We start from the raw sequence: 25,846 nt of genomic DNA on the forward strand, positions 1-25,846 counted from the left end.
CTATTCAAGAATTAATAAAAAATCTCCACGCTATAAACGTGAAGATTTTTCTTTGAAGCTACTTATTTTTCTAATTCGCCAGTTAACTCAATAATACGATCTACAGATTCATCTAGATATTTGATTGTATCAGAAAGCGGACGATCGGTTGTGATGTCTACACCTGCTACAAGGGTTGCTTCAGCTGGAACTTTTTGTCCACCTAATGCAAGAAACTCTAACCAGCCATCTACTTTTTCTTCTCCACTCTTGATTTTAAGGAATGCTTGCGTTGCAATCGTTAAACCAGCAGAGTAAGTGTAAGGATACAATCCCATGTAGTAGTGAATCTGACGCATCCAAGTCAATTCTGCGCCCGCTTCAAGTTCAACAGAATCACCCCAGAACTGTTTTAGTACGCTTAATTTTAATTCACTCAATTTCTTAGCATCGAAACTCTTACCAGCATCAATCAGTTTATAGACTTCACGCTGATAAGCAGCTTCCAGTAAGTGAGTCACAAAGTTATGGAAATACGTACGTGAGATCATTTTAGAAAGAATCGAACGCTCCATACGTGGATCATCTGTTTTATTTTTCAGATAATCAGTCAGTAATAATTCATTGAAGGTAGATGGTCCCTCAATCAAGTAAAGTGATGGACGTGCACTCGTTAATGGATTGTTCTCATTTGATAATACACCTTGACCAGCGTGACCTAATTCATGGAATAAGGTATAAGCATCTGTCAATTGACCTGTCCAAGTCACCATTACATATGGATGTTTTCCGTAAGTTGTTGAGCAGAAGGCACCTGAACGTTTTCCGATATTTTGTGCAAAGTCTGTCCAACGTTCTGGATAAGAGCGCATGATCATGTTTACATAGTCGTCTCCAAGAGGAGCTAACGCTTCTTGAACAAGATCTTTAGACTCTTCAATGGAAACTGGCATCGTGTACTCAGGATCCAAATCTACTTTCAGATCCGCATAGGTCATTTTTTCTAATCCATGAACGTCTTTTAAATGCGTAATGAATTTACGCATGACCGGTGCGAAGTCATTCATGATCATATCAATCTGACGGTGATACAATTCTTGATCTACTTCTTGACTCTCTAATAAGTAATCAAAAATAGAATCATATCCACGCATCGTCGCCAGCGTTTTTTCGCTTTGTAAATGTGTATAATAAGCTGTTGCGACAACATTTTGATATTGAGCTAAAACTTTGTTGAATTGATCATACGCTGCACGTCGAATTTTTGGATTCTCGTGATACATATAAACTTCTTCATATAATACAAAACTTAACTCATATTCTTCACCATCAACTTCGAATGTTCCGTAATCTGCATCAGCTGAGCGCGCTTGTTCAAATATTTCTGATGGCGCTTCAAAGATAGGATCCAGTTGTGCTAACGCTTTTTCAACTTCAGGAGCCAACTTCGCTTTTTTAGCTGCTTTGACTTCTCTAATGAATGGTCCAAATTTCGCTTCTTTTTCAACAACTTCGTTTAACGTTGCTTCGTCTACTTCTTGGATTTGAGAATTAAAGAAACTCATTCCTGCACCGAAATTAGCAAGCACGTTGGATACGTGACGAGATTGTTGTTGTGCTTCACTATCTGAAATATCTACAGATACCGGCAACATGCCGTATTGTCCTAAATGAGAGGCTTTCGCCATTAAAACTTCGTATTCTTTTATCGCTGCGACTAAGCTATCTACACTGTCTAGCTTTCCATCATACTGATTTGCAAAAGCTTGAACATCTTTTGGAAGTTGTTCGGCTGCTGCTTCAAAATCTTCTTGCGTTTTAAAAATTGCGGATAAATCCCATGTTAATTCTTCAGGTATTTCTGTACGTGGTTTTAATTGTTCAGCCATTCTGTTCTCCCCTTTTAATCTTATAAGTATATGGCAAATCGTTTCAGTTATAATAATATAACTTTTTACAGGATCCAAAATATATCCTAGATTCCTTTGCGTTTCTTGGAAGTTCTTTGTGTATCCTCATCAAACTATTCGCTATTTCTGACTATTATAGCATTCTTTTTAATAGTTGTGTGAGAAAATTTAAGATTTTTCAAATTAAACACTTAGAAACAAAATGTCATAATATTACTTCTGGTTATAATCTTTATCACGACAAAAGCACTATCCATTACTTCTCATCTTGGAGAAACAACGGATAGCGATTCAGATATGGAGTTGTTTTTTTAATCTATTGATTTGCTTTTTGACCGCTTCTGGCGCTGGTCCACCTTCAAGATTTCTTTTATTGACACATTCATCTAGATCGATGGCTTTATATAAGTCTTTTTCAAAAACTGGATGCAGGACTTGATACTGTTCCAGCGAAATTTCTTCTAATGTCTGTTTGTTGTCGATACAAGTCTGGACTAGTGAACCAATCACTTCATAAGCTTCTCTAAATGGAACACCTTTTTTAGTTAAATAGTCAGCGCAATCTGTCGCATTGATAAAGCCTTTTGAAGCGGCTACTCTCATACGATCCTTATGGACTGTCATCGTCTCTACCATGGGAATCATAGCTGATAAGGCGATCTTGATTGTACTGATGCTATCAAACAAGGCTTCTTTATCTTCTTGCATATCCTTGTTATAAGCTAGTGGCATTCCTTTCATCATCGTTAGTAGGGTTTGAAGATTCCCATACGTTCTACCTGTTTTACCCCGAACAAGCTCAGCTACATCCGGATTCTTTTTCTGTGGCATAATAGATGACCCTGTCGCAAAAGCATCATCCAATTCAACAAATCGAAATTCCTGCGTGCACCAAAGAATAATCTCTTCTGACAAACGAGAGAGATGCATCATAATCATGCTCAATGCATAAGCCGTATCCAGTACAAAATCTCGATCCGAAACCCCGTCCAGACTATTAGCCGTAACTTCTTTGAAGCCTAACTGTTTTGCAACAAACTGACGGTCTAGTGGATACGTTGTTCCAGCTAAAGCACCATTCCCTAACGGCATTGAATCTGTATGTTCCATCGTTTCGTCCAGTCTCTGAATATCTCTGGCAACCATTTGACCGTATGCCAAAATATGATGCGCAAAGGTGATCGGTTGAGCAATTTGAAGATGCGTATAACCTGGCATGATCGTTTCGATATGCTGTTCAGCTTGTTGAATGATGACTTGCTCGAACTGAATCAATTGTGATTTGATTTCAGTGATCTGTTTCTTGACATATAGTCTCAGATCTAAAGCTACTTGGTCATTACGACTTCTTCCTGTATGAAGTCGTTTCCCAGCGTCACCGATACGTTTTGTCAACTCTGCTTCAATAAACATATGAATATCTTCAGCTTGCTCATCAAATGCTAGCTGACCACTTTTTAAATCATTTAAGATAGTTTGCAGACCTTCGATGATTTGTTGTGTGTCTTCACTGGAAATGATTTTTTGCTGTCCCAGCATCTTGGCATGGGCAATACTTCCAGCGATATCTTCTTCAAATAAAACATAGTCAAAGCTGATAGAAGAATTGAATACATCTACTTCATGAGCACTTTTACCGCTGAAACGCCCTTTCCATACTTTGTTGGAATTAGCTGACATGGGCAGGCACTCCCATCAAATGAAGCAGTACGGCTTTTTGAATATGGAGACGATTCTCTGCTTCTTCAAAGATGACCTTTGCATGCTCTTCAAAGACATCTGTAGAAATTTCTTCGTCTTTATGTGCTGGCAGACAGTGCTGGACCATAACCTCTGAATCAGCAACCGCTAAAAGGTCGTGATTGACTTGATAAATACTTTGAAAGACTTTTTTCCTGATTTCCGCTTCTGCTTCATCTCCCATACTTGCCCATACATCTGTAAAAACGACATCCGCATCTTGTACAGCTTCATATGGATCTTCTGTTAATAGAAAATCGGGATGATCAATGTACTGATCTAAAATAGCTTCATTAGGCTGATACCCTCTTGGTGACGCCACAGCAATTGATGCGCCGGCAAGTAGGGCACCAACAATCAGTGAATTTGCCATGTTATTACCGTCTCCAACAAAAGCGAATTTTAAGCCTTCTAGAGTCCCTTTCACTTCTTGGATTGTCATTAAATCTGCGAGAATCTGACAAGGATGATATAAATCAGTCAGTCCGTTAATAATTGGTATAGACCCGAATTCTGCAAGTGTTTCGACATCTTCCTGATCGAATGTACGAATCATGATCGCATCCAAATATCTAGACAAGACTCGAGCTGTATCTTCAATCGATTCTCCGCGCCCCATTTGAAGATCATTTACACTCAAGTATAGTGGATGTCCGCCTAACTGATTCATGCCAACTTCAAAAGATACACGTGTACGCGTAGAGGCTTTTTGAAAAATCATCCCCAGCGTTTTCCCTTTCAAATAGGGTGTTTCAATCCCTGCCTTGAGTTTCTTTTTCAAGTCATGTCCTGTTTCAAGAAGTATGAGCAGTTCATCTTTTGTCAAATCTGATAGTTTAAGTAAATGTTCCATTAACTGACCCCCACTTGTACTGTTAAAATCTTTTTCAAACAATTCACAGCTTCATCGATTGCTCGCTCGTCGATAATGAGCGGTGGCAATAATCGCAATTTTTCCTTGGCTGTCAGAAATAATACACCTTCTTCTTTAGCTTTGGCTACCACTTCCTTAGCAGAAATATCTTTAAAGGTCACTCCAATCATCAGTCCCATACCTGAAACGGATTGAACGCCTTCTAAGGCTAGCAGCTTTGCTTTTAAACATTCGCCATTAGCTGTGATATGTGCTAAAAAAGAATCCGTTAAGGTATCCATCACCACATTCGCACCAGCCGTTACCACGGGATTCCCTCCAAAAGTCGATCCATGATCTCCTGCTTCCAGTACATGTTGTACTTTTTCTCCCAGTAACGCTGCTCCAATGGGTAAGCCATTTCCAAGTCCTTTTGCGCTCGTAACCATATCTGGTTCTAATTCAAAGTGTTCATAGGCAAATAATTTCCCAGTACGCCCCATCCCTGTCTGTACTTCATCAATCATTAACAAACAGTCATTTTGTGCGCAAAGTATTTTAATTTCTTCAACAAACGTTTGATCTAAAGGAATGACGCCTCCTTCACCTTGAACCAGCTCAATCATGATTCCACAGACCGTTTCATCAAATTTTTCATGTAGATCTTCAAGGTTATTGGTTTCCACAAAGTCAAAACCTTCCGTAAATGGATCAAAGTATTGATGAAAAACATCTTGTCCAGTTGCCGATAAAGTTGTTACAGTACGACCATGAAAAGAATTACTGAGTGTCAGTATCTTATGCTTATTCAAATTTTTAAGATGACCATATTTTCTGGCCACTTTGATGGCTACTTCGTTTGATTCTGCACCAGAGTTCACAAATAGTACATGCTTCATCCCAGTTTTTTCGCACAATTTTTTAGCAAGCTCTGCCGCGGGAGTCGTATAGTAAAGATTTGAGGTATGTTGAAGTTGGCTGAGTTGATTTTGTGTAGCCGTCACCCATTCTTTATGTTGATAACCTAAGGAGTTGACGCCAATACCAGCCGTAAAATCCAAATACTGCTTTCCATCTTCATCGTATACATAATAACCGTCTCCTTTTTCCAAGGCGACATTTACGCGCTCATAAGTTGGTGTTATATAGTCATCCGTCCAAGTCATACTATCCATTTGTGTGCACACTTCCTTTCATTTCCATTTCTTGATTTATTTATAAAACAAGGTTCCAATCCCACTATCCGTTAAAAATTCTACGATCAGAGAATGCGGTATGCGTCCGTCTAAAATAACCGCTTGTCTAACAGATTCTCTAACCGCCTCCACGCAGCACTGAACTTTAGGTATCATTCCGCCACTTATGATCTGATTTTCATAAAGGGAAGACACTGCATCGATATCGATTTGTTTGATCAACGTTTCTGAGTCATTAGGGTCTTCAAGTACGCCGGCAACGTCTGACATCAGGACAAAGTTATCTGCACCCAGTGCTTTTGCGATACCGCTAGCCATTTCATCTCCATTAATGTTACAGCTTTCCCCGTTTTCATCTGTTCCAATACAAGCAATGACCGGTATATACCCATTTTGGACGAGGTCCTTGATCACTTGTGTATGGACTCCTGTGATTTCTCCGACCGCTCCTAAGTGTTCTGGATCTTTTAAAGTTGCTGAAATCATTCCGCCATCGATCCCACTGATGCCCATGGCTTTTCCACCTAAATTGTGTATTGTACGAGTCAAATCTTTATTGATTTTCCCAGCCAAGACCATTTGAGCAATTTCCATTGTAGCTGCATCTGTTTTTCTGAGTCCATTTACAAAAGTACTTTGCACGTCGGCCTTATCAAGCCAATGATTGATCGCTGGACCGCCCCCATGTACAATCACCACATTGATACCTACCTTGGCTAGCAACAAGATATCAGAAAGAACCGCTCGTTTCAGCATTTCATCTTGCATAGCTGAACCGCCATATTTGATAACGACCATCTTTTGATCATAACGCTGAATATAAGGGAGCGCATTGGTAAGGATTTCTGCTACTTTAAATGAATCTAATGCCTGATCATGTTCTGTAAGCACTGTTGATTTTGACGTAGTCATAGGTCAGGTCGCACCCCCAAGCTGTTGCTTTTTCTTGTCCTCTATACAAATAAATATCAATACTCAGCTGATCTGTTCCTAAGATTTCAAAAGCTTTCTCTTCATCAAATGACAAAATGGATCCTGCTTCACATACGCAGATGCTTTGATAGTTTTCTGCGCGTAAGTATATATCCATGCTCTGTTGATCAAACTCTGCTCCACTGTATCCGATCGCGCACAGCAAACGACCGACATTTGCATCTCTTCCGTGTACAGCCGTTTTGACCAAACTACTGCTGATCACTTCTTTTGCGATCAACTTTGCATCATGTTCCGTACTTGCTTCTAGTACATTGCATGTGATCAATGTACTTGCCCCTTCTCCGTCTTCAGCAATGGCAATAGCCAGTTCTTTGCAGACTTGGTGTAATGCTTCTTTGAAAATAGCGTAACCAGAGTGTTCCACGGAATCAATAATTGCGTTTCCGGCTTCTGCATTCGCTAGTACAGTGACTATATCATTTGTAGACGTATCTCCATCTACACTGATCATATTAAAGGTATCTTTTACGACAGACTTAAGTGCCATTGATAAAATCTCCGGTTCAATCGCCGCATCTGTTGTTACAAAGCCAAGCATTGTCGCCATATTGGGATGAATCATGCCACTGCCTTTTGACATCCCCCCGATTTTGACAACTGTATCTTCTATTTCAAAGGCAACAGCACTTTCTTTGATATCTGTGTCTGTGGTTAAAATGGCTTCTGCAGCCTCTTGATCACCTGCTTCATCTAGTTTATCCACTAGTTCCGGAATCCCGTATTTAAAAGGTTCAATATCCAACGGTTGTCCGATAACGCCTGTTGACGCTACAATCACATCTTCTTTGGATACATCAAGTGACTCTCCAAGTAATTCACAGACTTGATGTGCAATTTCGATCCCATTCGCATTGCAAGTGTTCGCATTTCCACTATTACAGATAATGGCCTGCGCATAACCATTTGCACTATGCTCTTGCGTTACGATAAGCGGCGCACCTTTTACTTTGTTTTGGGTGTACACACTGGCCGTTGAACACAGCTGCTCGCTGTAAATCAGTGCCAAATCTTTTCTTCTCCGTTTAAATCCGGCATGTATTCCAGAAGCTAAAAATCCTTTAGGTGCACAGACATTTCCTTCGATCCACTCTAATTGCTGCTCTGGTTTTTGTTTCGTATTGGCTTGCATCCGTTCACCTCTCCCCTCAAAACGATGGTGCTACCATCGAAAGTCCTTTTGTCTCATCTATTCCTGTCATCAAATTAAAGTTCTGCACGGCTTGTCCTGCAGCGCCCTTTTGCATATTATCGATCACACTGACGATAATCAGTCGATTGGTCCTTGAATCCACCGTTAAGCCAATATGACACTGATTGGAGTGACTCACATGACTGATATCCGGTAACTTTCCTTCTTCAAGTACGGTTACAAAAGGTTCTTTCTCATAGAATGTTCTATAAGCGGTATAAATTTCTTCAGCAGTCACGCCTTCCTTGATATCCACATAGAGTGTGGATAAAATCCCCCGATTGACTGGAAGAAGATGTGGCACAAAAGAACATTGAATCTTTCCGCCACCCATAACTTGAATCGTTTCTTCGATTTCTGACGTATGTCTGTGACTGCCTACTTTATAAGCATTGAATCCCTCATTTTTAAAAGCAAAATGTGTTGCTTCAGATAAGGATTTCCCAGCTCCAGTTACACCTGACTTGGAATCAATAATCAAACGGCTTGGATCAATTAATTGCTTGGCGATTGCTGGATAAAGGCCTAGTAAAATGCTTGTCGGATAACAACCAGGATTGGCAACCAGCTGAGTTTTTTTAATGTCCTCACGGTTTAGCTCCGGCAAGCCATAAACGGCTGCTTCTCGTAACTCGGGATAGTCCACTGTAACGTCATACCAATCCTCGTAAGCAGTCAGATTCTTTAATCTGAAATCCGCTCCAATATCAATCACTTTTTTGCTTTTATCCAAACATTGTTTAACCAATGCTTCACTTTTTCCATGTGGTAAGCAAAGGAACAACATGTCAGACTGTTCGATGACCGTTTCATTGTCTGAAAAAATTGAATCATAAACGCCTGTAAAAGCTGGAAAAATCGATGAAAGTGGCTCTCCTATATGATTCATTGAAGATAGACCAGTCAGCTGCACGTTTGGATGAGTCAGTAAGATTCCGATTAGTTCCGCTCCAACAAAGCCGCTTGCTCCAATCACCCCAACTTTTACTTTTTTCATACTTTAAGACCTTCTTGTTTTGTAGTGAATTGATTTTGTGCTTCTTTTGCAAATTGTGTTTTCTGTTTCATTTCAGCTTGGATCACACTGGATAAGCCGTAAAGATTTATGAAACCAGCTGCATCTTCTTGGTTGTATACATCATCTTCATCAAAGGTCGCAAAAGCTTCTGAGTAAAGACTGAATGGTGATTCCACACTTGAAATGACCATATTCCCTTTATACAATTTCAATTGAACAGTGCCTGTAACGGTCTGTTGTGTTTCATCAATAAAAGCATCCATCGCTTGTTTTAAAGGTGTGAAAAACTGTCCATTGTAAATCAGGTTCGCATATTTTTGAGCGAGATCTTGCTTGTACTGTAAGGTTTCTTTGTCTAGCGTAATCATCTCTAGTTGTTCATGGGCAAAGTAAAGGAGTGTGCCACCTGGTGTTTCATATACCCCACGGCTCTTCATCCCAACAAGACGATTCTCAATCATATCGAGTATCCCAATCGCATTGACGCCTCCTACTTTGTTTAATTGTTTGATTAACTGAACGCCGTCTGTTTCTTTTCCATCTATCGCTACTGGAATGCCTTGTTCAAATGTGATACTGACATAAGTTGCTTTGTCTGGTGCCTGTTCTGGTGTAACGCTCATTTCTAGAATCGCATCGTATTTTGGCTCATTCATTGGATCTTCAAGATCTAATCCTTCGTGAGACAAGTGCCAAAGGTTTTTATCTTTGGAATAATTGGTTTCACGAGAAATTTTCAAAGGAATTTCATTTTTCTCTGCATATTCAATTGCTTCTTCACGAGAAGTGATGTCCCAAGTTCTCCACGGGGCGATAATTTCGATTTCCGGCGCGAGTGCCTTGATCCCCATTTCAAAACGAACTTGGTCATTGCCTTTTCCAGTACAACCATGACAGATCGCATCTGCTCCTTCTTGTTTGGCAATATCCACTAATGCTTTTGCAATAACGGGACGAGCCGTTGCTGTTCCGAGAAGGTATTTGTTTTCGTAAACCGCTCCTGCTTTCAGTGTAGGAAAGATGGAATCATAAACAAACGCTTCTTCAATTTCTGCTAGATAGAACTTTGAAGCGCCCGTTTTCAAAGCCTTTTCTTCTAATCCTTCTAGTTCATCTTCTTGTCCAACATTAGCGGTAACGGCTATAATTTCACAGTTATACTGCTCTTTTAACCAGTGTATGATGACCGAAGTATCGAGCCCTCCCGAATAAGCTAATACGATTTTGTTGTATGTTTTTTCTGTCATGATGTCTGCTCCTCTTCTCATTTTAGTCTTTGGGTATAAAAAAAATCGCCTCTGTTTTTACACAGAGACGATTGTTCATCGCGGTACCACTCTACTTGCAGACCACTATTATTAACTATTTTCGGGTGTCTGCCACCTCAGTGCGCTAACGCTGCAAAGCGGCTATCTCTCCTGAATTCTTTAACAAAAAATCAGTTGAAACAGCATCTTCCAAGTGCGGTTCAGTGAAAACTTCATGCCGACCTTCCACTCTGTGTCGACTCGCTGACTGCTTTAAGCATTTATGAAATCATTCACTTACTCTCTTGTTCATTGATGTTATGACGTAGTCTACAATAGCTAAAAATAGAAGTCAACACTTTTATACTTATTTTTGCATATTTTAATACATATTATTAATTAAATTCGTTAAATATAAATTTTTATACAAATTTATAATTCATATACACTTAAATGATTCTAGAAATATTACATAAAAAAAGACGAGAAAAAGCTACAAAGTAGCTTTCTCTCGCTTTTCAATCAAATCATTATATAACTCTGAGATTAATATCCTTTTGAATAATCAACCACATTGACTGGTAATGATTCACCATCTACAAATGCCTTAAGATTTTTTTCAAAAATAGGGAAAAGGTGACGGTCATAATTCTCTAAATGACCTGAAATATGTGGCGTAATTAATACGTCATCTCTTTTCCACAAAGGATGATCTTCTGGAAGTGGCTCTTCGTGTAGTACATCTAATCCTGCATAAGCCAGTTTTCCATTTTCTAGTGCATCAATTAGATCGTCCGTGACAACGGATCCACCCCTACCAACATTGATGAAAATTGACTGTTCTTTCATCTCGCTGAATCGTTTTTTATCGAAAAAGTCTTCGGTTTCATCTGTAAGAGGTAAGATATTGACCACAACGTCCGCCTGACCGATCGCTTTTGAAAGATCGTCTTGCGTATGTTGTTCGTCCATATGCTCTGCATGATCGCCACTTCGGTTAATTCCGATTGTTTTCATATCAAAAGCTTTCGCTAGTTTTCCAATTTGCTTACCTATTTCTCCTGTTCCAACGATCATAATCGTTTTTTCTTCAAGTTCAATCAAAGTCTCCAGTTCAGACCATTCAGCGTTAAGCTGCGCTTTTAAAGAGTGGCCAATTCCTCTAGTATAATTCAAAATCATGGCCATAGTGGATTCTGCAATACCTTTTGCATGAATTCCACTTGAATTGGTTAAGACAATCTCTTGTTTCTCGAGTTCTTCAAGGTCCAGATAATCTATTCCTGCAGAGGCTGTTTGAATCCATTTGATCTGATTTTTATCGTTATTAAGTAGTGTTGTTCCTTGATCTTTTTTCCAACTATACAGAATTTCAATATCTTCAATGGCATCCGCTTCTTCTATTGAACGAACAACCTTATGATCTGGTGCTATTTCTTCCACCCGTTTTTGATGTTCTGGCTGAAGCTCTCTTAATGCTAAAATATATTTTGACATAGATTCTTCCACTCCTTTTTTCTATTATGACATAGGGAGCTTCAAATTTCTATTATCCGCTTCTTAAGAAAATACGATAAAAAAAAGACATTGACCTTTTAGAGCGTCAATGTCTTTAAGAGACCAATTTTAATTTAGAGTTTAAATACCTTTATTTACATTTTCGTAGTTTCCAGAAACAGAATTCAGTTTTTCAATGGAGTCATTTTCAAGGTTATAACGGTACATCCCAATCATGTTCGACCATTCTACGCCGTCTTGTTCCATTGACTCTCTTGCTTCAATTGTTACCCACTGATCATCTGTTTTATTCACAAAGTAAGAGTAGGTTTCATTCGATAATCCTAGTCTTCCAATTAGTTGATTAAATGCATAATCTTCCGCTTCTTCGTCAGTAGCAAATTTATTTTCTGGTTCAGCTTCTGTTTCTGTCGTTTCTTCTGAGTCTGTTTCTGAATTCGAACTTGTTTCTTCTGCTTTCTTATCCTGAGCAGATAACCAGCTTCCCAATTCTTCATCTGTTGCAGCTTCGATAGACTGACCTGTTTCAGCTAAGTATTTTTCTGCAAGCACGGAAGAACTACGCTCTGTCTGATACTCAGTTTTGTCAGAAGAGGTTCCCGCTACTTGTCTTGCTTGTTCCGCTTGAGCGAGCGTGACTTTTTCTAAAAGTCCTTCAGCTTCAACCTTAATTGCTTGATATTCTGTTAAATCTTCTTTAAGTAAAACAGATAACGTTCCAGCTGATTCATCCAGCTGCTCATTATCAAATTGTGCTTGCGCCTGATCTAATTCAGCTTGATACGCGACTGCTAGATCATCCGTTTCATCTACTAATTCTGTTGTTTCAGTAGTCGTTTCTTGTTCTGTTTCAGGTGCCACTACGGCTTCATCATTATCGTTACTACATGCAGCTAGCGCAGCCCCAACAGTTAAAAGTGTGATTAGTTTCGTCCAGTTTTTCATAAAGACTACCTCCTTCATTTGACTATAGTATACTGTATCTTTTTTAAGAATACTATAATTGTCTTAAATCTCGTGGTACTCAGAATAAATATCCCTTTTAGGCTGTCCTCTTAAAATAGACACTTCTTTTATTGCCTGCTTGCTATTTAACCCATCTAATTCCATTAATTTTTCGACATGTTCTTTTACAGACCAATTCTGCCATTCCACTATTTCTTGGTCTAAAATCGGATCAGCATTCCCCTCAAGAATCACACAGAACTCTCCTCGAATTTGTTCTGCTTGTGCCCAGTCAGACACTTCAGAAACCGTTCCTCTAATAAATTCTTCATATCTTTTCGTTAACTCTCTAGCTAGAACAATCTTTCGATCTGAACCCATGACTTTTTCAATTTGTTCCAGTAACGCTTTTAATCGATGTGGCGATTCATAAAAAATGATGGTCTCTTGGCGCTTATTTAGTGTTTCCAACTCAGTATGCAAATCTTTTTTCTTCCGCGGTAAAAACCCATGAAAGTAAAACGGTTGGGGTAAAATGCCAGAAGCAATGAGTGCTGGCAGTGCAGCATTTGCTCCCGGTAATGGGACGACTGCAATCCCCACTTCAATAGCTGCCTTGACCAAGTCAACACCTGGATCGCTGATAGAAGGCATACCCGCATCGCTCACCTGAGCAATCGTTTCTCCAGCAATCATTCTTTCAACCAGTTTTGGTGTACGCTCCTGTGAATTGTGTTCGTGAAAACTAATCTGACTTGTCTGAATTTCAAAATGATTCAATAATTTCTGTGTATTTCTTGTATCTTCAGCAGCAATTAGATCTGCTTCTTTTAGCATTCTGATGGCTCTAAACGTCATATCTTCTAAGTTACCAATCGGTGTCGGTACTAGATATAGCATACCTGTTTCTGTTTTCTCATAACTCTTTTGCGTCTGCATCAACTGCATCCTCTCTTCTTACAATCTTACATCGGTCTTGTTGACTAAACGGCAAACTCACTCCGTTCTGTTTTAAATACCGTTCTTTGCTGATCCTTGTTCGTTTTTTAAAGGCTGCTTCGGCTTTTGTCGCTGCACTTCTTGTTGGATGAATCTCAGCATAAATCATTTTAAGAGGGCGTCTGTAGGCTGGTTTTGTATATTTCGCACCCGTACCAGAATTATGTTCATCCAGTCTTCGTTCTAAATCTGTAGTATACCCACCATAAAATGAACCGTCTTTGCAATGTAGTACATAAAAATAGCTATTCTTCACTTCTTTCGGCTCCATAAATCATCCTTCTCACTTCAGGTAAATATTGGTCATTTTGATCAAACACAAATAAAGGCGGGAGCACAGTGAAGCCTGTTTCTTTTCCATTTTTAATGCCTTCAATCAATATCATGTTTGCTTCTTTATGTTCTTTAGGATAGACAAATCGCACTCTTTTAGGTGCAAGATTAACGGCACGCATAGCGTCTAGAATTTCTAGAAACCGATCCGGTCTGTGTACAAAATAAGCTTTTCCTTTTGTCTTAAGTAAAAATGCCGTTGCTTTCATCATTTCACCTAAAGACAAGTGAATCTCATGTCTGGCAATCGCAAGGTTTGTGTTTGGATTCTGAAGGCTTTCTTCTGTCACTTTAAAATAAGGCGGGTTACACGTCACGACATCCACTGAATCATGTCGAATCAGTTCTCTGACTTCTTTAACATCCGCATGTTTCATCATTACTTGTTCCTGTAATTGATTCAATTCAATACTTCTATTTGCCATATCCACAAGTCTTTCTTGAATTTCAACCCCAGTCACCGGACTAGCCGTCTTTTGACTAAGCATGAGTGCAACTGCACCGTTTCCAGAACAGAGATCAACAATTTTAGCACGATTATGCTTGGGTACTTGAGCAAATTCTCCTAATAATACGGCATCTAGTGAAAAAGAGAAGACTGAAGGGCTTTGTATAATTTCTATATCGTATTGCATCAACTGATCAATACGTTCGTCATCTTTAAGTAAGTCTTTCAATAGCTTAGCTTCCTTATCTATCAGTTTCTTATAGTATACCAAAATTTTCTAGTGAACATTACCCCGAACAAGTAAAAAGCTACACCCACTAAGGCGCAGCTTTTTACTTCTCATCAATAAAATGATCAAACACTTTCTACACATTATTTATTTCTTAATTCATTGTTAATCCGCTGTCTACAACAATATTCTGTCCCGTGACACCTCTGGAAGCCTCAGACCCTAGGAAAACAACGACTTCCGCTACATCTGCTGGTTCTGTCACGCGATTTAGTGCAGAACTTGCTGCAATCAAATCAAAGACTTCTGGCGTAGTAACTGCACTAGCATCTGTTCGTTCTAACAAGCCACCAGACACCATATTAACTGTGATTTGATCTTTTCCGAGTTCTTTCGCCATATTCCTAGTAAATCCTACGAGTGCCGCTTTGGCCGTTGTGTATTGGTGATAGGGGACTACGGGATTTTGAAATAAGTTTGTACCTATGTTGATTATCCGACCGTATTGCTGTTTTTTCATTTCAGGAAGGACAGCTTGAATCGTGTTTAAGGCAGACTGGACTGTTCCTTGAAGCTGTTCATTATAATTCTCCCAAGTCAATTCTTCCACTGTTCCTTGGGTGACTGGATTAAATTCAAAATTGATTAAAGCATTGTTGATGACGATATCAATTGTTCCAAAATGTTCTGTGGCTTTTTTTACCATAGCTTCTACTTGCTGTTCATCTCTAACATCTGCCTGAATGGCGATTGCGTTGTCTTTTCCAATTTCCTCAATAACTTTAAGCGCCTTTTCTTTGTTTTTAAAGTAATTGACTACTACTTTATATCCTTTTTCACCAAACTGTTTCGCAATCATAGCTCCTAGTCCTCGACTTGATCCTGTAACTAAAACGGTTTTCTGTTCACTCATTCCTTGCCCTCTTTTCGCTTTTTTGAATAAACAAAAAACACCCCTTCTCTGTCTTAAGCAGACAGAAAAAGGGTGTGGGTTCATTTACAATCTTAATAAAGCCTTCTCAAAAGAGAGTGCTAGAGTCAAATCATCATTCCACTTTTCCTACGCTGGCTTTATCCAGATCAGGTCCTAAGGGTCAGGTTTCTACCTATCTCAGCCTCAGCTTTTCAACAAGAAGCTCCCCTAGTGGTCTATTGTGTATTCAATTACATAAATCATATCATATGCTTTTAAAATAATATACTGTATTATAAAAAATTGCTCATCCCGATGCGCATCTAAAGTACCTGGATTAAATTGCCTTAGAATTGACAAAAGCCCCTCCCAATTAAGGGAGCGGCTCTCTGATTAAAAATAAATGACTTATACAGTTAATTCGTGCTAAATTACTATTCAAATTATATGACTGAGTTTCTCATTTAAACAACACAGTCCCTACCTCTACTGTGTCCTTACAACTCTATAGTTGCGCCAGATCGATTAAACTTCGTTAAAACGATTTTATATAATACTTCATATTTATTCTTAATGTAGTTACATTATACCATACATTTAAAAATAATCAATTCGGACGGTTCGGGACGAATAATAAAAAAGGTTTATCTTAAAGGTTATTTCATCCAAAACTATTCTTATATTAAAATTAAGAATTTGTCACAGAAAAAAGCCAGGCTATAGAGCCCTGGCTTTTTCGGTCGTTAATTGATTATTTTACTTTTTTTCTATTTGATAAGAAGATACCTGTACCCATCAATGTTAGGACCCCTCCCAGAAGCGCGATTCCACCATATTGTTGGAATCCGGTTTGCGGAAGCTTAGACTGAGACTGATTCGTTTTTACTGGTTTAATGACTTCTGGATCAGTCGTCAGTTTTGTGATCACATTTGAGTTCAGCCCTCTATTCGACTCTTGGTTCAGAACTGGTTTTGGTGTTTTAATGATCAATTCTGAATCTTCTGTCGGTTCAGTAATAATGAGCTTACTATTTGTTGCTGTCGCTAAAACCATTTCTGGTTTATCTACTGTCTCAGGTTCGATTTCAAATTCAATCGGGATATAAGAAATGTCATATCCTGGTGGCGCCTGAGTTTCAATAAAGTGGTATTCCCCTGGTGCTAGGCCATCAACTTCTACTTGACCATCTGCATTCGTGACTATATCGGCCATCAGCTCTGTACCTGACTGATCAAATAAGGTGAAAGCTGTCTCTGCTAATGTAATTGTCGCATCTGCTGAATCACGTTTAGTCAATAAGACTGCACCTTGGTAATTTGTAAATTCTCCTAAATCTGTAACAACAGGTTGTCCACTTGACGAATCTTCAATAATGACTTCTACTTCTCTAGTATTTCGAATATATCCTATGACTGGTTGTGTTTCTCTAATAATATAATTTCCTGGTGCAAGTTGTGCGAAGCGAACGATCCCCTGTTCGTCTGAAACGACCTCTTGCTCAACATCTAAACTATCTGCATCGAATAAGGCAAATGTTGCGCCCGGTAAGGCTTCGCCTGTTTCTGTTACTTTACTTAATTGTACTGTACCTTGATAGTTTATAGCTGCTACCTCAACAATAACGGGTTCTGATTTTGCTACAGATTCGATTTCGAATTCAACTGGTTCTGTATTGAGTACATAACCAGTTGGCGCTTTTGTTTCTACGAATTGGTATGCGCCTGGAGCAAGAGTGTTTACACTCAACACACCATTTTTATCCGTTATTAATCCTGTTTCCAGAACAAATCCAGCTACTGTTTCCAAGCGGAATTCTGCTCCTTCAAGTACCGTTTCTTCCGAAGAATATTTCGTTAACCTAGCCGTTCCTTGATAATTCGGGAAGTCTCCTAAAGTCATCACACCTGGGTTTCCTGCATGATCGGCTTCTACTGTGAAGGCAATTTGCTCCGTATTTAAAACATACCCGTTTGGTGCTTTTGTTTCTTTCAGGTAATAGGTTCCCGGTGCGAGCCCTTCTGCACGGACGATCCCATTTTCATCAGAGATCAGGTCTGTTTGAACCACTAAATCCGACTCATCCACGATCTGGAATATCGCCCCTGGAATCCCCGTTTCTTGATCTACTTTTGCAAACTGAATACTTCCTTGATAATTCTCAAAGCTAGCGTCAGCAATAACTTCAACCGGCTCTTTTAAGCTTGATGCTTCTATTGTGAAGTCCACTGGCATTGTATTTAAAATGTAGCCATCTGGTGCTTTTGTTTCAATGAAACGATAGTCTCCCGGTGCTAAATCACTAACTGTGATCAGACCATTAACGTCTGAAATAAGAGACTCACGGATCACATTTCCTGCCTGATCTAATAAATCAAATGTCGCTTCACTTAAAATTTCTCCGGCTGCATCCGTTTTAACTAGACGCGCTTGTCCTTTGTAATTGATAGCTTCAACACTTTGGACATTTGGTGTTCCTTCTGCTAGTGCATCAATCGTAAAAGTGACTTCTTCTTCATTTAAGATATAACCTACTGGTGCTTTGATTTCTTTGAACGTGTACGTTCCTGGAGCTAAACCATCGACTCGAATTTTTCCTTCAGAGTTGGTCGTTAAAGTTTCATGAATCATTTTACTGTCTTGATTCATCAAACTGAACACGGCTTGTTCCAGTGGTTCGTCGTTTTTGCTAACCTTCGTTAATTCGACAGAACCTTGATAGTTGACGGCGTTTACTGATTTATTTAGTGGTATAGCATAAGCCGTTGGATCAATCGTAAATTCAATCGGTTCCGTATTCAGGACATGTCCTGCTGGTGCTTTCGTTTCAATGAATCGGTATGAACCCGGTGCTAAATTAGCTACGGTTAGTTCTCCATTTGCCCCAGTGACTAATCCTGATTGAAGGGCTTGTCCATCAATTGTTTCTAAGCGGAATTCTGCTCCTTCAAGGACTGTCTGATTTGCAGACTGTTTCGTCAAAGTGACTGATCCTTTGTAATTATGGAAGTCTCCTAACGCCTGAACCCCAGGGTCTCCTGCGTTTTCAGCAGCGATGGTGAATTGAATGCGTTCTGTGTTACGAACGTATCCTACTGGTGCAGCTGTTTCTTCCAGGTAATAAGTGCCTGGTGCAAGTTCGTCTGCACGCACGACTCCATTTGCATCAGAAATCAGAGTTGATAAAATCACTTCATCTCTATCATTGACGATCTGGAAAATCGCTCCTGATATACCTATGTTGTTATCGACTTTAATGAACTGAATGCTCCCTTGATAGTTCATAAAACCTGCATCAGCCGTTACTTCAACGGGCTCCCCAAGTGCTGAATCCACAATCGTGAAACCTACTGGTGATGTATTTATGATATATCCTTCTGGTGCTTGTGTTTCGATAAAATGATACTCTCCCGGAGCTAAGCCATCTACTAAAATTTCACCAGTAGTTGTTGATTCTAAGTTATTTTCAATCACTTGATCTTCACTATCTACTAGATCAAACACTGCGCCGCTTAGTACTCTACCTGTCTGGTCTGTTTTTACTAAACGAACGGATCCTTGATAATTGATTGCTTCAACTTCTTGTAAAACCGGTATTCCTTTACTTTCAGGATCAATTGTAAATTTCACCAATTCGTTATTCACAACGTACCCCTCTGGTGCTTTGGTTTCTCTGAAGAAGTAGTTATCCGGTACTAAACCATCAACTCTTATTTTGCCTTCAGAATCAGTTGATAAGTTCTCTTGGATTACGCCATTTTCTTCGCTTTCCAAAACAAACTCTGCATTTTCTAGTAACGTATCATCTGCACTTATTTTAGTTAATTCAACAGATCCTAGATAATTGATTGCTTCAACCTCTACTGTGCTAGGTTCTGATAACGCCGATGAATCGATATCAAATGTAATTGGATTCGTGTTTAAAACATAGCCTGCTGGTGCATTTATCTCAACAAAGCGATAAGAACCTGGCGCTAATCCATCGACTTGTAGTTCTCCATTTTCGTTTGTTCGTAAATCTGTGTATAAGACAAATCCACTGGTCGTTTCTAAACGGAACTCTGCATTTTGTAGTAAGGTTGAATCTGCTGCTCGTTTTGTTAAACGAACGGATCCTTGGTAATTTTGGAAATCACCTAGCGACTGAATACCAGGATCACCTTCATACTCAGATTCCACTACAAACGTAATGGCTCTAGAATTCACTAGATAACCATTTGGTGCCTCTATTTCTTGTAAAGAATAGCTACCCGGAATTAGTCCTGTAGCTCTAACGACACCTTCGCTATCAGAAGTTACCGTTTGAACAACATCTTCTTGATCATTGAGAATCTGGAAAACCGCTCCTGGTAAACCAACATTGTCATTTCCGATTTTTACAAATTGAATATTACCTTGATAATTAATAAAGTTGTTATCAGCGACAACCATTTCTGGTGCTCCACCTGCTGAGTTTAATATTTTAAAATCTATCGGTTTTGTGTTTCTAATGTATCCTTCTCGTGCTGATGTTTCGATAAATTGATAATCCCCTGGTGCTAAGTCATCGACTTCAACTAGACCATCATCGTTTGATATAAGGTTACCTTCTTGAAGTTCACCATTACTGTTAATAACCTCAAATACTGCTCCAGATAAAGTTGTTCCAGAATTAGAAGTCTTGATCAGTTGGGCACTACCTTGATAGTTGACCGCTTCTACTTTAATTAGAGCTGGCGTTTTATCTGCTTCAGCTCCGACAATTACCTTAATAAGATCTTCGTTAATAAGATATCCTGTTGGTGCTGTTGTTTCTCTGAAGTAATAAGTTCCTGGTGCTAGGTTACTTACTGTAAGTTTACCATCTGGCTCAGTTATCAAATCTTCTCGGATAACAGATTGATCTTCTGTTTCCAGATTAAATACAGCTCCTGCAAGTTTGTTCCCTGAGGCATCTACCTTTTCTAGTTCCACAACACCTTGATAATTGATTGCTTCTACATTAAGAACTGATGGTTCGCCTTTAGCTTCTTCTTTTATATTAAAGGTAATGGGTTCAGTATTTAAAATATAGCCTTCCGGTGCTGCCTTTTCAACAAATCTGTAAGCTCCTGGAGCCAAGTTTTCTACGATAATGATTCCTTCATCATTTGTTCGCAAATCACTTTGTAATAGGTTTCCTTCAGAATCTTCTAAATTGAATACCGCACCCGTTGTGATTGGTACTTCTTCAACGGATCGTTTAGTTAATTGGACCGTTCTTTGATAATTATTGAAATCAGATAGTGACTGAACTTCTGGTTCGCCTTCTGCTGTTTCATCAATTATGAATTCTACTCGTTCCGTATTGATCAAGTAACCTGCTGGCGCCTGAGTTTCTTCAAAATAATATCTTCCCGGTGCAAGATCTGTTACTTCTACTTTTCCATCTTCTTGAGAGATGATGACTTCTTGTACGACATAGTTTTCATCATCTGGATTCAATTCTGCATTCACTACTCGGAATTCTGCTCCAGATAAGGTTTGAGTTTCTTCGTTTGAACCACTGACCTTATTGAATTCAATAGAACCCTGATAATTAACGGCTATTAACGTTTTTAATTCAGGCACTCCGTCAGAAATTGGATTAATCGTAAAGTCTATAGATTCTGTGTTTCTGATATAGCCTTCTGGCGCTGTTTTCTCCACAAATTTATATTCACCAGGTACCAAGTTTTTTACACGGATTTGTCCTTGATCGTTCGATGTGAATGCCCCTATTAGAACGTTATCCCCAGTGTACAATTCAAAGACAGCATTCTCTAAGTCTATTGTACCCGTTGAGTCTGTTTTCGTTAACAGAACTTCTCCTTGGTAGTTTCTAATATCTCCTAAAGATTTAATACCTATAGCTCCGGCATATTTTTCTGGAATGTCAAAATCAATCGTCTTCGTATCCAAGATATATCCTTCTGGTGCTTCTGTCTCTCTTAAGGTGTATGCTCCTGGTGCTAGACCAGTTGCTGTAACCACACCTTCACTATTTGAAACAAGATTTCCTTGAATCACATTTTGATTAGCATCCATAATTTCAAAAATAGCATTTTCTAAGCCAGTTGCTCCATCTGTTTTAACAAATTGAATAGACCCTTGGTAGTTTACGAATGGTTCTTCTACTTCTACTACAGATGGTGCGCCATCTGCTGTTTCTGCAATCGTAAACGGTGCACTAGAATCTGTGTTTCTAATATAACCAGTAGGTGCTGTGACTTCTCTAAACTGGTAAGTTCCTGGCGCTAGACCAGTTGCTGTAACCACACCCTCTACACTTGTCAGATCACTTGCAACCACTTCTTTAGTTTCTGCGTCGATTACTTCAAAAGTTCCACCACTCACATTCCCTCTAGCTGCATCTGTTTTTTTCAGCTGTGCTGAACCTTGATAATTTCTAAATTCAACAGTAGGGATCTCTTGTGTCCCGTTGTCTTCCAGTCGAATAACAAATTCCGATCGTCTAGTATTTAAAATATATCCTTCTGGTGCTTCAGCTTCTTCTATAAAGTAATTATCTGGTGCTAAATCTTCAACGGTAATCGTTCCGTCTTCAGCAACAACGTTATCCCTTACCAGTGTTTGTTCAGAATCAAAGATTCTATAGATTACATTGTCATTAATTCTTTGACCGCGATCGTCCACTTTATTGATTGTTACTTTAGTGAGCGCATTTACATAAGTTACATTCATCATTGGATTATCGTCAGTATGAGCAAGCTGAACTCTGATGCCTTCTGCTAGTTCATCACTGATTACATATCCTTCTGGTACTTGGACTTCTCTTAATAGGTAATTCCCTCTTCTAAGATTTCCAAATTCTAATTCACCGTCAGCATTCGTTTCTCCAGTACGCAATAATTGTTGGCCATTACTAGTATATAGATTGAAGACCGCTCCAGCTAATTGTTCTCCTGATTCATTTTCTTTTTGAATCACAAAGCTTCCTCGAACAGCTGAACCAGACCCGCCTCCGGCATTGCTTTTGACTATATTAATCTCTTCTTCTGTATTAGTAGCAAAACTTACGTTTAACCCCTCAATTTTAAACTGGTTGGTGATATTTTCACCTCTTCCAACTAAAGGATCAATAAACGAACTATATTCTAAAATGTAAGCTTTATTAATTTCATCGTTAAAAGATAATATAAATTCTTGGTAGCCTGTCTCACTATCAGTATCAATTGTTAAATTGTATTCTTTGCCTTCTTCAAGAATGACTTCTGTTTTAGAAAGTTCTCCTGAAGCATTAACAGATGCCTCGTAAACTCTAAACGTTTCTTCTAGTAAAATTGAATTCAAGTCTGGATTATCTGTTAACTTAAATTGGGAAATCGTTGATTGATTTGGATTCATTTCTATTGTCCAGTCAATTCTCTCATTAGATTCCCCGGCTTGATTCCCAAATTTCTTCCCATATAAACCACCATTTGGAATACTAACTAAAGCCGGCAATGTAAACGTTTCTCCATTTGTAACGACCGCTGTATTTTCAACTCTACTGTCTTGTGCCAGATTATTCTTGAATCGAGTTTTAAACTCAACTCCAATCGCTGTATGCTCACCTATCATAGAATCAGATAAGCTAACATCCAGTGTTTCATCGTTATCTTGGTTTGGAAAAGTCATAGTATAATTTTCAACGTTCAGGTCTGTTTTACTGATAATTGCTCCAGATTCATTGATTCTATATTCATATACAGTTAAAGATTCTTCAACCATTTCTTGATTTGCGGGTATTTTATCTGAAATTTTATAATTTTCCTGAATCGGTAGACGTGCATAGTTTGTGTTCACTGCCCATGTAATTTCTTGAGTTACAGCGTTGTAGGATCCTGATTTCACTCCGTTACTTGCTGTATAACGGGTATTCCCACCATCAACCTGTCCACTTTCTATAGTATACTTTCTATCGGCTAATTCCCAATCTATAGAAGCATGGTTTCTGTAGACTCCTGATCCATCTGAGTTTCTTTCAAAATGAGTTGTATATTGCAAATTAAGTGGCTGGTTAATTGGTTGGGTGAATTCTATAACGAATCCTCCAGCTCTGCCTTCGGATTGGTCAGGTTCATTATAAACTAATGTATAGTCTGTAAATTCTTCTTCTCCATTCATAATTCTCAATTCAAATTTCGAATGATTTGTTTCATTTTTTATTAAAGTCAAACCATCACCAGTAAAGGTATCTGTAAGCACTAAGTTATCCATCCGATAACTATTTCCGTTAATAGCTATATTCCAAGAAATCGTTTTTTGATCAATATTGGTATTTGTTCGACGTTTGATTAAGCCCTGTTGTGTCCAAGTCCCTCTACTACCGTCGTTTTTTTCAGTTCCCGTCTCAATATTATTTGAAATTGCTCCACTATTATCTACTATACCTGTGCCTTTTGAGCCTCTAAGGTTAGTTGTATATCGGATTTGGTAAGCTTGCTGGTCAATATCTTCTAAGAACTCAAGGTTAAATCCTGAAAAGTCTGATTGAATTTCTAGTTTATAATTGTTGTTATCAATCGGTGTTTCACTTACCGTAGCTGCACCATTTTCATCAATCATAACTGGATATACACTCAGATTATCTTCACTTAGTCCCATTGATCCGACTGGTGACCAGTTATCTTGAATGGTCGCTTTATCAGCATCAATATACTTTTCATTGTAGTTGTAATTGATTGTCCATTCAAAAGTTTGACTAGTAGCATCATATTTTGGATCAAGTTTCTCAATCGCTTTACCATACCCGCTACTTACAGTGGCTCTTGCATTATGATTTTGATTGTTATTACTAAGAACGGCATTATTAGTAAAGGTTTGATTTCCATCAAAACCTTCACTTGGTTCTACGATCTCAGTGACATATTTTATACGGTATGCTTGTTGAGATTCTGTTTCGTTAAGTCCATCAAAGGTTATGAGAGGATTGCCTTCTTCATCTATATTCAATGAGTATTTACTTGGATCCAATACCTCTACTTCTGTCTTATTCCCAGATGACGTCATTTGTAGGCGGACGATTTCTAGAGATTCTTCTTTATAAATCATATTACGAGGTAACTCATCTGTTACTGAAGCATTTATCAATGTAGCTAACGTTGTATTGATATCTACCGTCCAAGACGCTTCACTAGAATTGAATCCTTCTTTGTTGATTGTTCCACTTTTATCAACTAGACTTCCACCTTTTGGAATAACAGGGAAATTAATCGTAAATTCAGGAAGATCTTCAAAAATAATTTCTTGTTCTATTGCGTCACTTAGTGCAGATTCATCCAAAATAATCTCAAACCAGAAATCACCACTTGCATCATCTCCATCAATATTATCATTGAATGTAAAAGTCACTACTCCAGCGTTATTCACCGCCCATGTTCCTACGTCACCTAATGTACCATTCGTTCCAGAAACCGGTCTAAACTGTGCTGGTAAGTTGAAACTAAATACATCTCCGCCGGATACTGTATGACCTTCTGATAATAACCAGTCAAAAGAAAGTCTCCCAACTGGCTTTGCATTCAAGTCATACGGGTAATCTGCTCCAAAGACTTTATCTTGACTATCTGTGAATCTCACATTCCTCAGCATCATTTGGGAGTCTGTCGCTTGTATATTCATTGCACTCATCATCTGTGATTCTTCAAGTTCATTAAACTCTTCACTAATGACTGATTCTTCCTCAGTCGTAGTCGCTTCTGTTGTTTCCTCTTCGATAGTTACTACTTCAACTTCTTGGATACTTTCAGTAGCCTCGTTGTCACTTTCTTCTGCATTTTGTTCGGAAATTTCTGTAACGCTTTCATTTAACGTATATTGAATTGTCTTTTCAAAGTTTTTCCCTAAGAGGGATACTCCAAGTATGTCTGTTGTTTTCCCTGGTGTAGTAATGTACAGACCTTTTACTGTAATTGAAGTCGTTCCACTATATTCTTTATCGTTGAAAGATAAGTAGACATTCTGTCCTTCAACTCTATACGTACCAATTTCTTCTGCTTCCGAAATAATAACTTGTTCTTGCATCATAGCAAGTTCGAAGTTTTCTGATACGCTTATGACAACTTCTTTCGTCTCTTGCGCTGCTTTTGATTCAATTTCAAGTTCGAGTTGTAGTTCTTGTTCACTTTCATCGAAGCTTAATACCGATGAATCATCGCTTCCTTCTTGTGTGACGTCTATTATACTGACTAGTGCCTTTGACTCAATCATTTCCGCAATAGCCGTCATCGATGGCCAGAGCGTCTGTAATAACAGAACCATTAGCATACTGATGTGTATTTTCTTTTTCATCTTTTTCTCCTTTTTCTTATAGATGATACTGTTCTTTTTTCT

General features: G+C 38.7%; 15 protein-coding genes, 1 riboswitch and 1 other annotated feature. All 15 genes read right to left on the reverse strand.

The window, feature by feature from the left end:
• Positions 1-62: 62 nt before the first annotated feature.
• The 15 genes from pepF to ACFP65_RS08795 all read right to left on the reverse strand — a co-directional run bounded on the left by pepF (position 63) and on the right by ACFP65_RS08795 (position 25,804).
• Positions 63-1,868: an oligoendopeptidase F gene (pepF, locus tag ACFP65_RS08725; RefSeq protein ID WP_379917745.1), complete on the reverse strand. Its 1,806-nt coding sequence runs from the start codon at positions 1,866-1,868 to the stop codon at positions 63-65.
• 312 nt (positions 1,869-2,180) lie between these two features.
• Positions 2,181-3,569: an argininosuccinate lyase gene (gene argH / locus ACFP65_RS08730; RefSeq protein ID WP_379917747.1), complete on the reverse strand. Its 1,389-nt coding sequence runs from the start codon at positions 3,567-3,569 to the stop codon at positions 2,181-2,183.
• Complete coding sequence (gene argF / locus ACFP65_RS08735) at positions 3,559-4,482, reverse strand: ornithine carbamoyltransferase (protein ID WP_379917749.1); 924 nt, start codon at positions 4,480-4,482, stop codon at positions 3,559-3,561. Before argF ends, argH begins: the two co-directional genes overlap by 11 nt.
• Positions 4,482-5,657, reverse strand: coding sequence for an aspartate aminotransferase family protein (locus ACFP65_RS08740; protein WP_379917751.1), 1,176 nt, complete (start codon positions 5,655-5,657; stop codon positions 4,482-4,484). Before ACFP65_RS08740 ends, argF begins: the two co-directional genes overlap by 1 nt.
• A gap of 36 nt (positions 5,658-5,693) precedes the next feature.
• Entirely contained in the window at positions 5,694-6,590 is an 897-nt protein-coding gene (gene argB / locus ACFP65_RS08745) for an acetylglutamate kinase (protein WP_379917753.1), read from the reverse strand.
• Positions 6,553-7,803, reverse strand: coding sequence for a bifunctional glutamate N-acetyltransferase/amino-acid acetyltransferase ArgJ (gene argJ / locus ACFP65_RS08750; RefSeq protein WP_379917755.1), 1,251 nt, complete (start codon positions 7,801-7,803; stop codon positions 6,553-6,555). Before argJ ends, argB begins: the two co-directional genes overlap by 38 nt.
• Positions 7,804-7,819: 16 nt before the next feature.
• Positions 7,820-8,860, reverse strand: a complete 1,041-nt coding sequence (gene argC / locus ACFP65_RS08755; protein WP_379917757.1) for an N-acetyl-gamma-glutamyl-phosphate reductase — start codon at positions 8,858-8,860, stop codon at positions 7,820-7,822.
• Complete coding sequence (locus tag ACFP65_RS08760) at positions 8,857-10,128, reverse strand: argininosuccinate synthase (RefSeq protein ID WP_379917759.1); 1,272 nt, start codon at positions 10,126-10,128, stop codon at positions 8,857-8,859. Before ACFP65_RS08760 ends, argC begins: the two co-directional genes overlap by 4 nt.
• Before the next feature lie 60 nt (positions 10,129-10,188).
• Positions 10,189-10,450 (reverse strand) — a binding site (T-box leader).
• A 224-nt stretch (positions 10,451-10,674) separates the two neighbouring features.
• Positions 10,675-11,625: an NAD(P)-dependent oxidoreductase gene (locus ACFP65_RS08765; RefSeq protein ID WP_379917761.1), complete on the reverse strand. Its 951-nt coding sequence runs from the start codon at positions 11,623-11,625 to the stop codon at positions 10,675-10,677.
• A gap of 141 nt (positions 11,626-11,766) precedes the next feature.
• Complete coding sequence (locus ACFP65_RS08770; protein ID WP_379917763.1) at positions 11,767-12,591, reverse strand: hypothetical protein; 825 nt, start codon at positions 12,589-12,591, stop codon at positions 11,767-11,769.
• Between the two features lie 63 nt (positions 12,592-12,654).
• Complete coding sequence (gene rsmI, locus ACFP65_RS08775; protein ID WP_379917765.1) at positions 12,655-13,530, reverse strand: 16S rRNA (cytidine(1402)-2'-O)-methyltransferase; 876 nt, start codon at positions 13,528-13,530, stop codon at positions 12,655-12,657.
• Entirely contained in the window at positions 13,508-13,861 is a 354-nt protein-coding gene (locus tag ACFP65_RS08780; protein ID WP_379917766.1) for a GIY-YIG nuclease family protein, read from the reverse strand. Before ACFP65_RS08780 ends, rsmI begins: the two co-directional genes overlap by 23 nt.
• Positions 13,836-14,558 (reverse strand): tRNA1(Val) (adenine(37)-N6)-methyltransferase, encoded by a 723-nt coding sequence (locus ACFP65_RS08785; RefSeq protein WP_379917854.1) that lies wholly within the window; start codon positions 14,556-14,558, stop codon positions 13,836-13,838. The genes ACFP65_RS08780 and ACFP65_RS08785 overlap by 26 nt, the downstream gene beginning before the upstream one ends.
• A gap of 196 nt (positions 14,559-14,754) precedes the next feature.
• Entirely contained in the window at positions 14,755-15,513 is a 759-nt protein-coding gene (locus ACFP65_RS08790) for a 3-oxoacyl-ACP reductase (protein ID WP_379917768.1), read from the reverse strand.
• 126 nt (positions 15,514-15,639) lie between these two features.
• A riboswitch (TPP riboswitch) is annotated at positions 15,640-15,753 on the reverse strand.
• Positions 15,754-16,264: 511 nt separating this feature from the next.
• Complete coding sequence (locus ACFP65_RS08795; RefSeq protein ID WP_379917770.1) at positions 16,265-25,804, reverse strand: SpaA isopeptide-forming pilin-related protein; 9,540 nt, start codon at positions 25,802-25,804, stop codon at positions 16,265-16,267.
• Between the last annotated feature and the right edge of the window lie 42 nt (positions 25,805-25,846).

The organism is Marinilactibacillus sp. GCM10026970, from assembly GCF_042660675.1.
Taxonomy (GTDB): Bacteria; Bacillota; Bacilli; order Lactobacillales; family Carnobacteriaceae_A; genus Marinilactibacillus.

What these genes read in the sequence shown, in the direction of transcription:
- pepF (WP_379917745.1), bottom strand. Translation starts at nt 1,868, where the DNA reads ATGGCTGAACAATTAAAACCACGTACAGAAATACCTGAAGAATTAACA.
- argH (WP_379917747.1), bottom strand. Translation starts at nt 3,569, where the DNA reads ATGTCAGCTAATTCCAACAAAGTATGGAAAGGGCGTTTCAGCGGTAAA.
- argF (WP_379917749.1), bottom strand. Translation starts at nt 4,482, where the DNA reads ATGGAACATTTACTTAAACTATCAGATTTGACAAAAGATGAACTGCTC.
- ACFP65_RS08740 (WP_379917751.1), bottom strand. Translation starts at nt 5,657, where the DNA reads ATGGATAGTATGACTTGGACGGATGACTATATAACACCAACTTATGAG.
- argB (WP_379917753.1), bottom strand. Translation starts at nt 6,590, where the DNA reads ATGACTACGTCAAAATCAACAGTGCTTACAGAACATGATCAGGCATTA.
- argJ (WP_379917755.1), bottom strand. Translation starts at nt 7,803, where the DNA reads ATGCAAGCCAATACGAAACAAAAACCAGAGCAGCAATTAGAGTGGATC.
- argC (WP_379917757.1), bottom strand. Translation starts at nt 8,860, where the DNA reads ATGAAAAAAGTAAAAGTTGGGGTGATTGGAGCAAGCGGCTTTGTTGGA.
- ACFP65_RS08760 (WP_379917759.1), bottom strand. Translation starts at nt 10,128, where the DNA reads ATGACAGAAAAAACATACAACAAAATCGTATTAGCTTATTCGGGAGGG.
- ACFP65_RS08765 (WP_379917761.1), bottom strand. Translation starts at nt 11,625, where the DNA reads ATGTCAAAATATATTTTAGCATTAAGAGAGCTTCAGCCAGAACATCAA.
- ACFP65_RS08770 (WP_379917763.1), bottom strand. Translation starts at nt 12,591, where the DNA reads ATGAAAAACTGGACGAAACTAATCACACTTTTAACTGTTGGGGCTGCG.
- rsmI (WP_379917765.1), bottom strand. Translation starts at nt 13,530, where the DNA reads ATGCAGACGCAAAAGAGTTATGAGAAAACAGAAACAGGTATGCTATAT.
- ACFP65_RS08780 (WP_379917766.1), bottom strand. Translation starts at nt 13,861, where the DNA reads ATGGAGCCGAAAGAAGTGAAGAATAGCTATTTTTATGTACTACATTGC.
- ACFP65_RS08785 (WP_379917854.1), bottom strand. Translation starts at nt 14,558, where the DNA reads ATGCAATACGATATAGAAATTATACAAAGCCCTTCAGTCTTCTCTTTT.
- ACFP65_RS08790 (WP_379917768.1), bottom strand. Translation starts at nt 15,513, where the DNA reads ATGAGTGAACAGAAAACCGTTTTAGTTACAGGATCAAGTCGAGGACTA.
- ACFP65_RS08795 (WP_379917770.1), bottom strand. Translation starts at nt 25,804, where the DNA reads ATGAAAAAGAAAATACACATCAGTATGCTAATGGTTCTGTTATTACAG.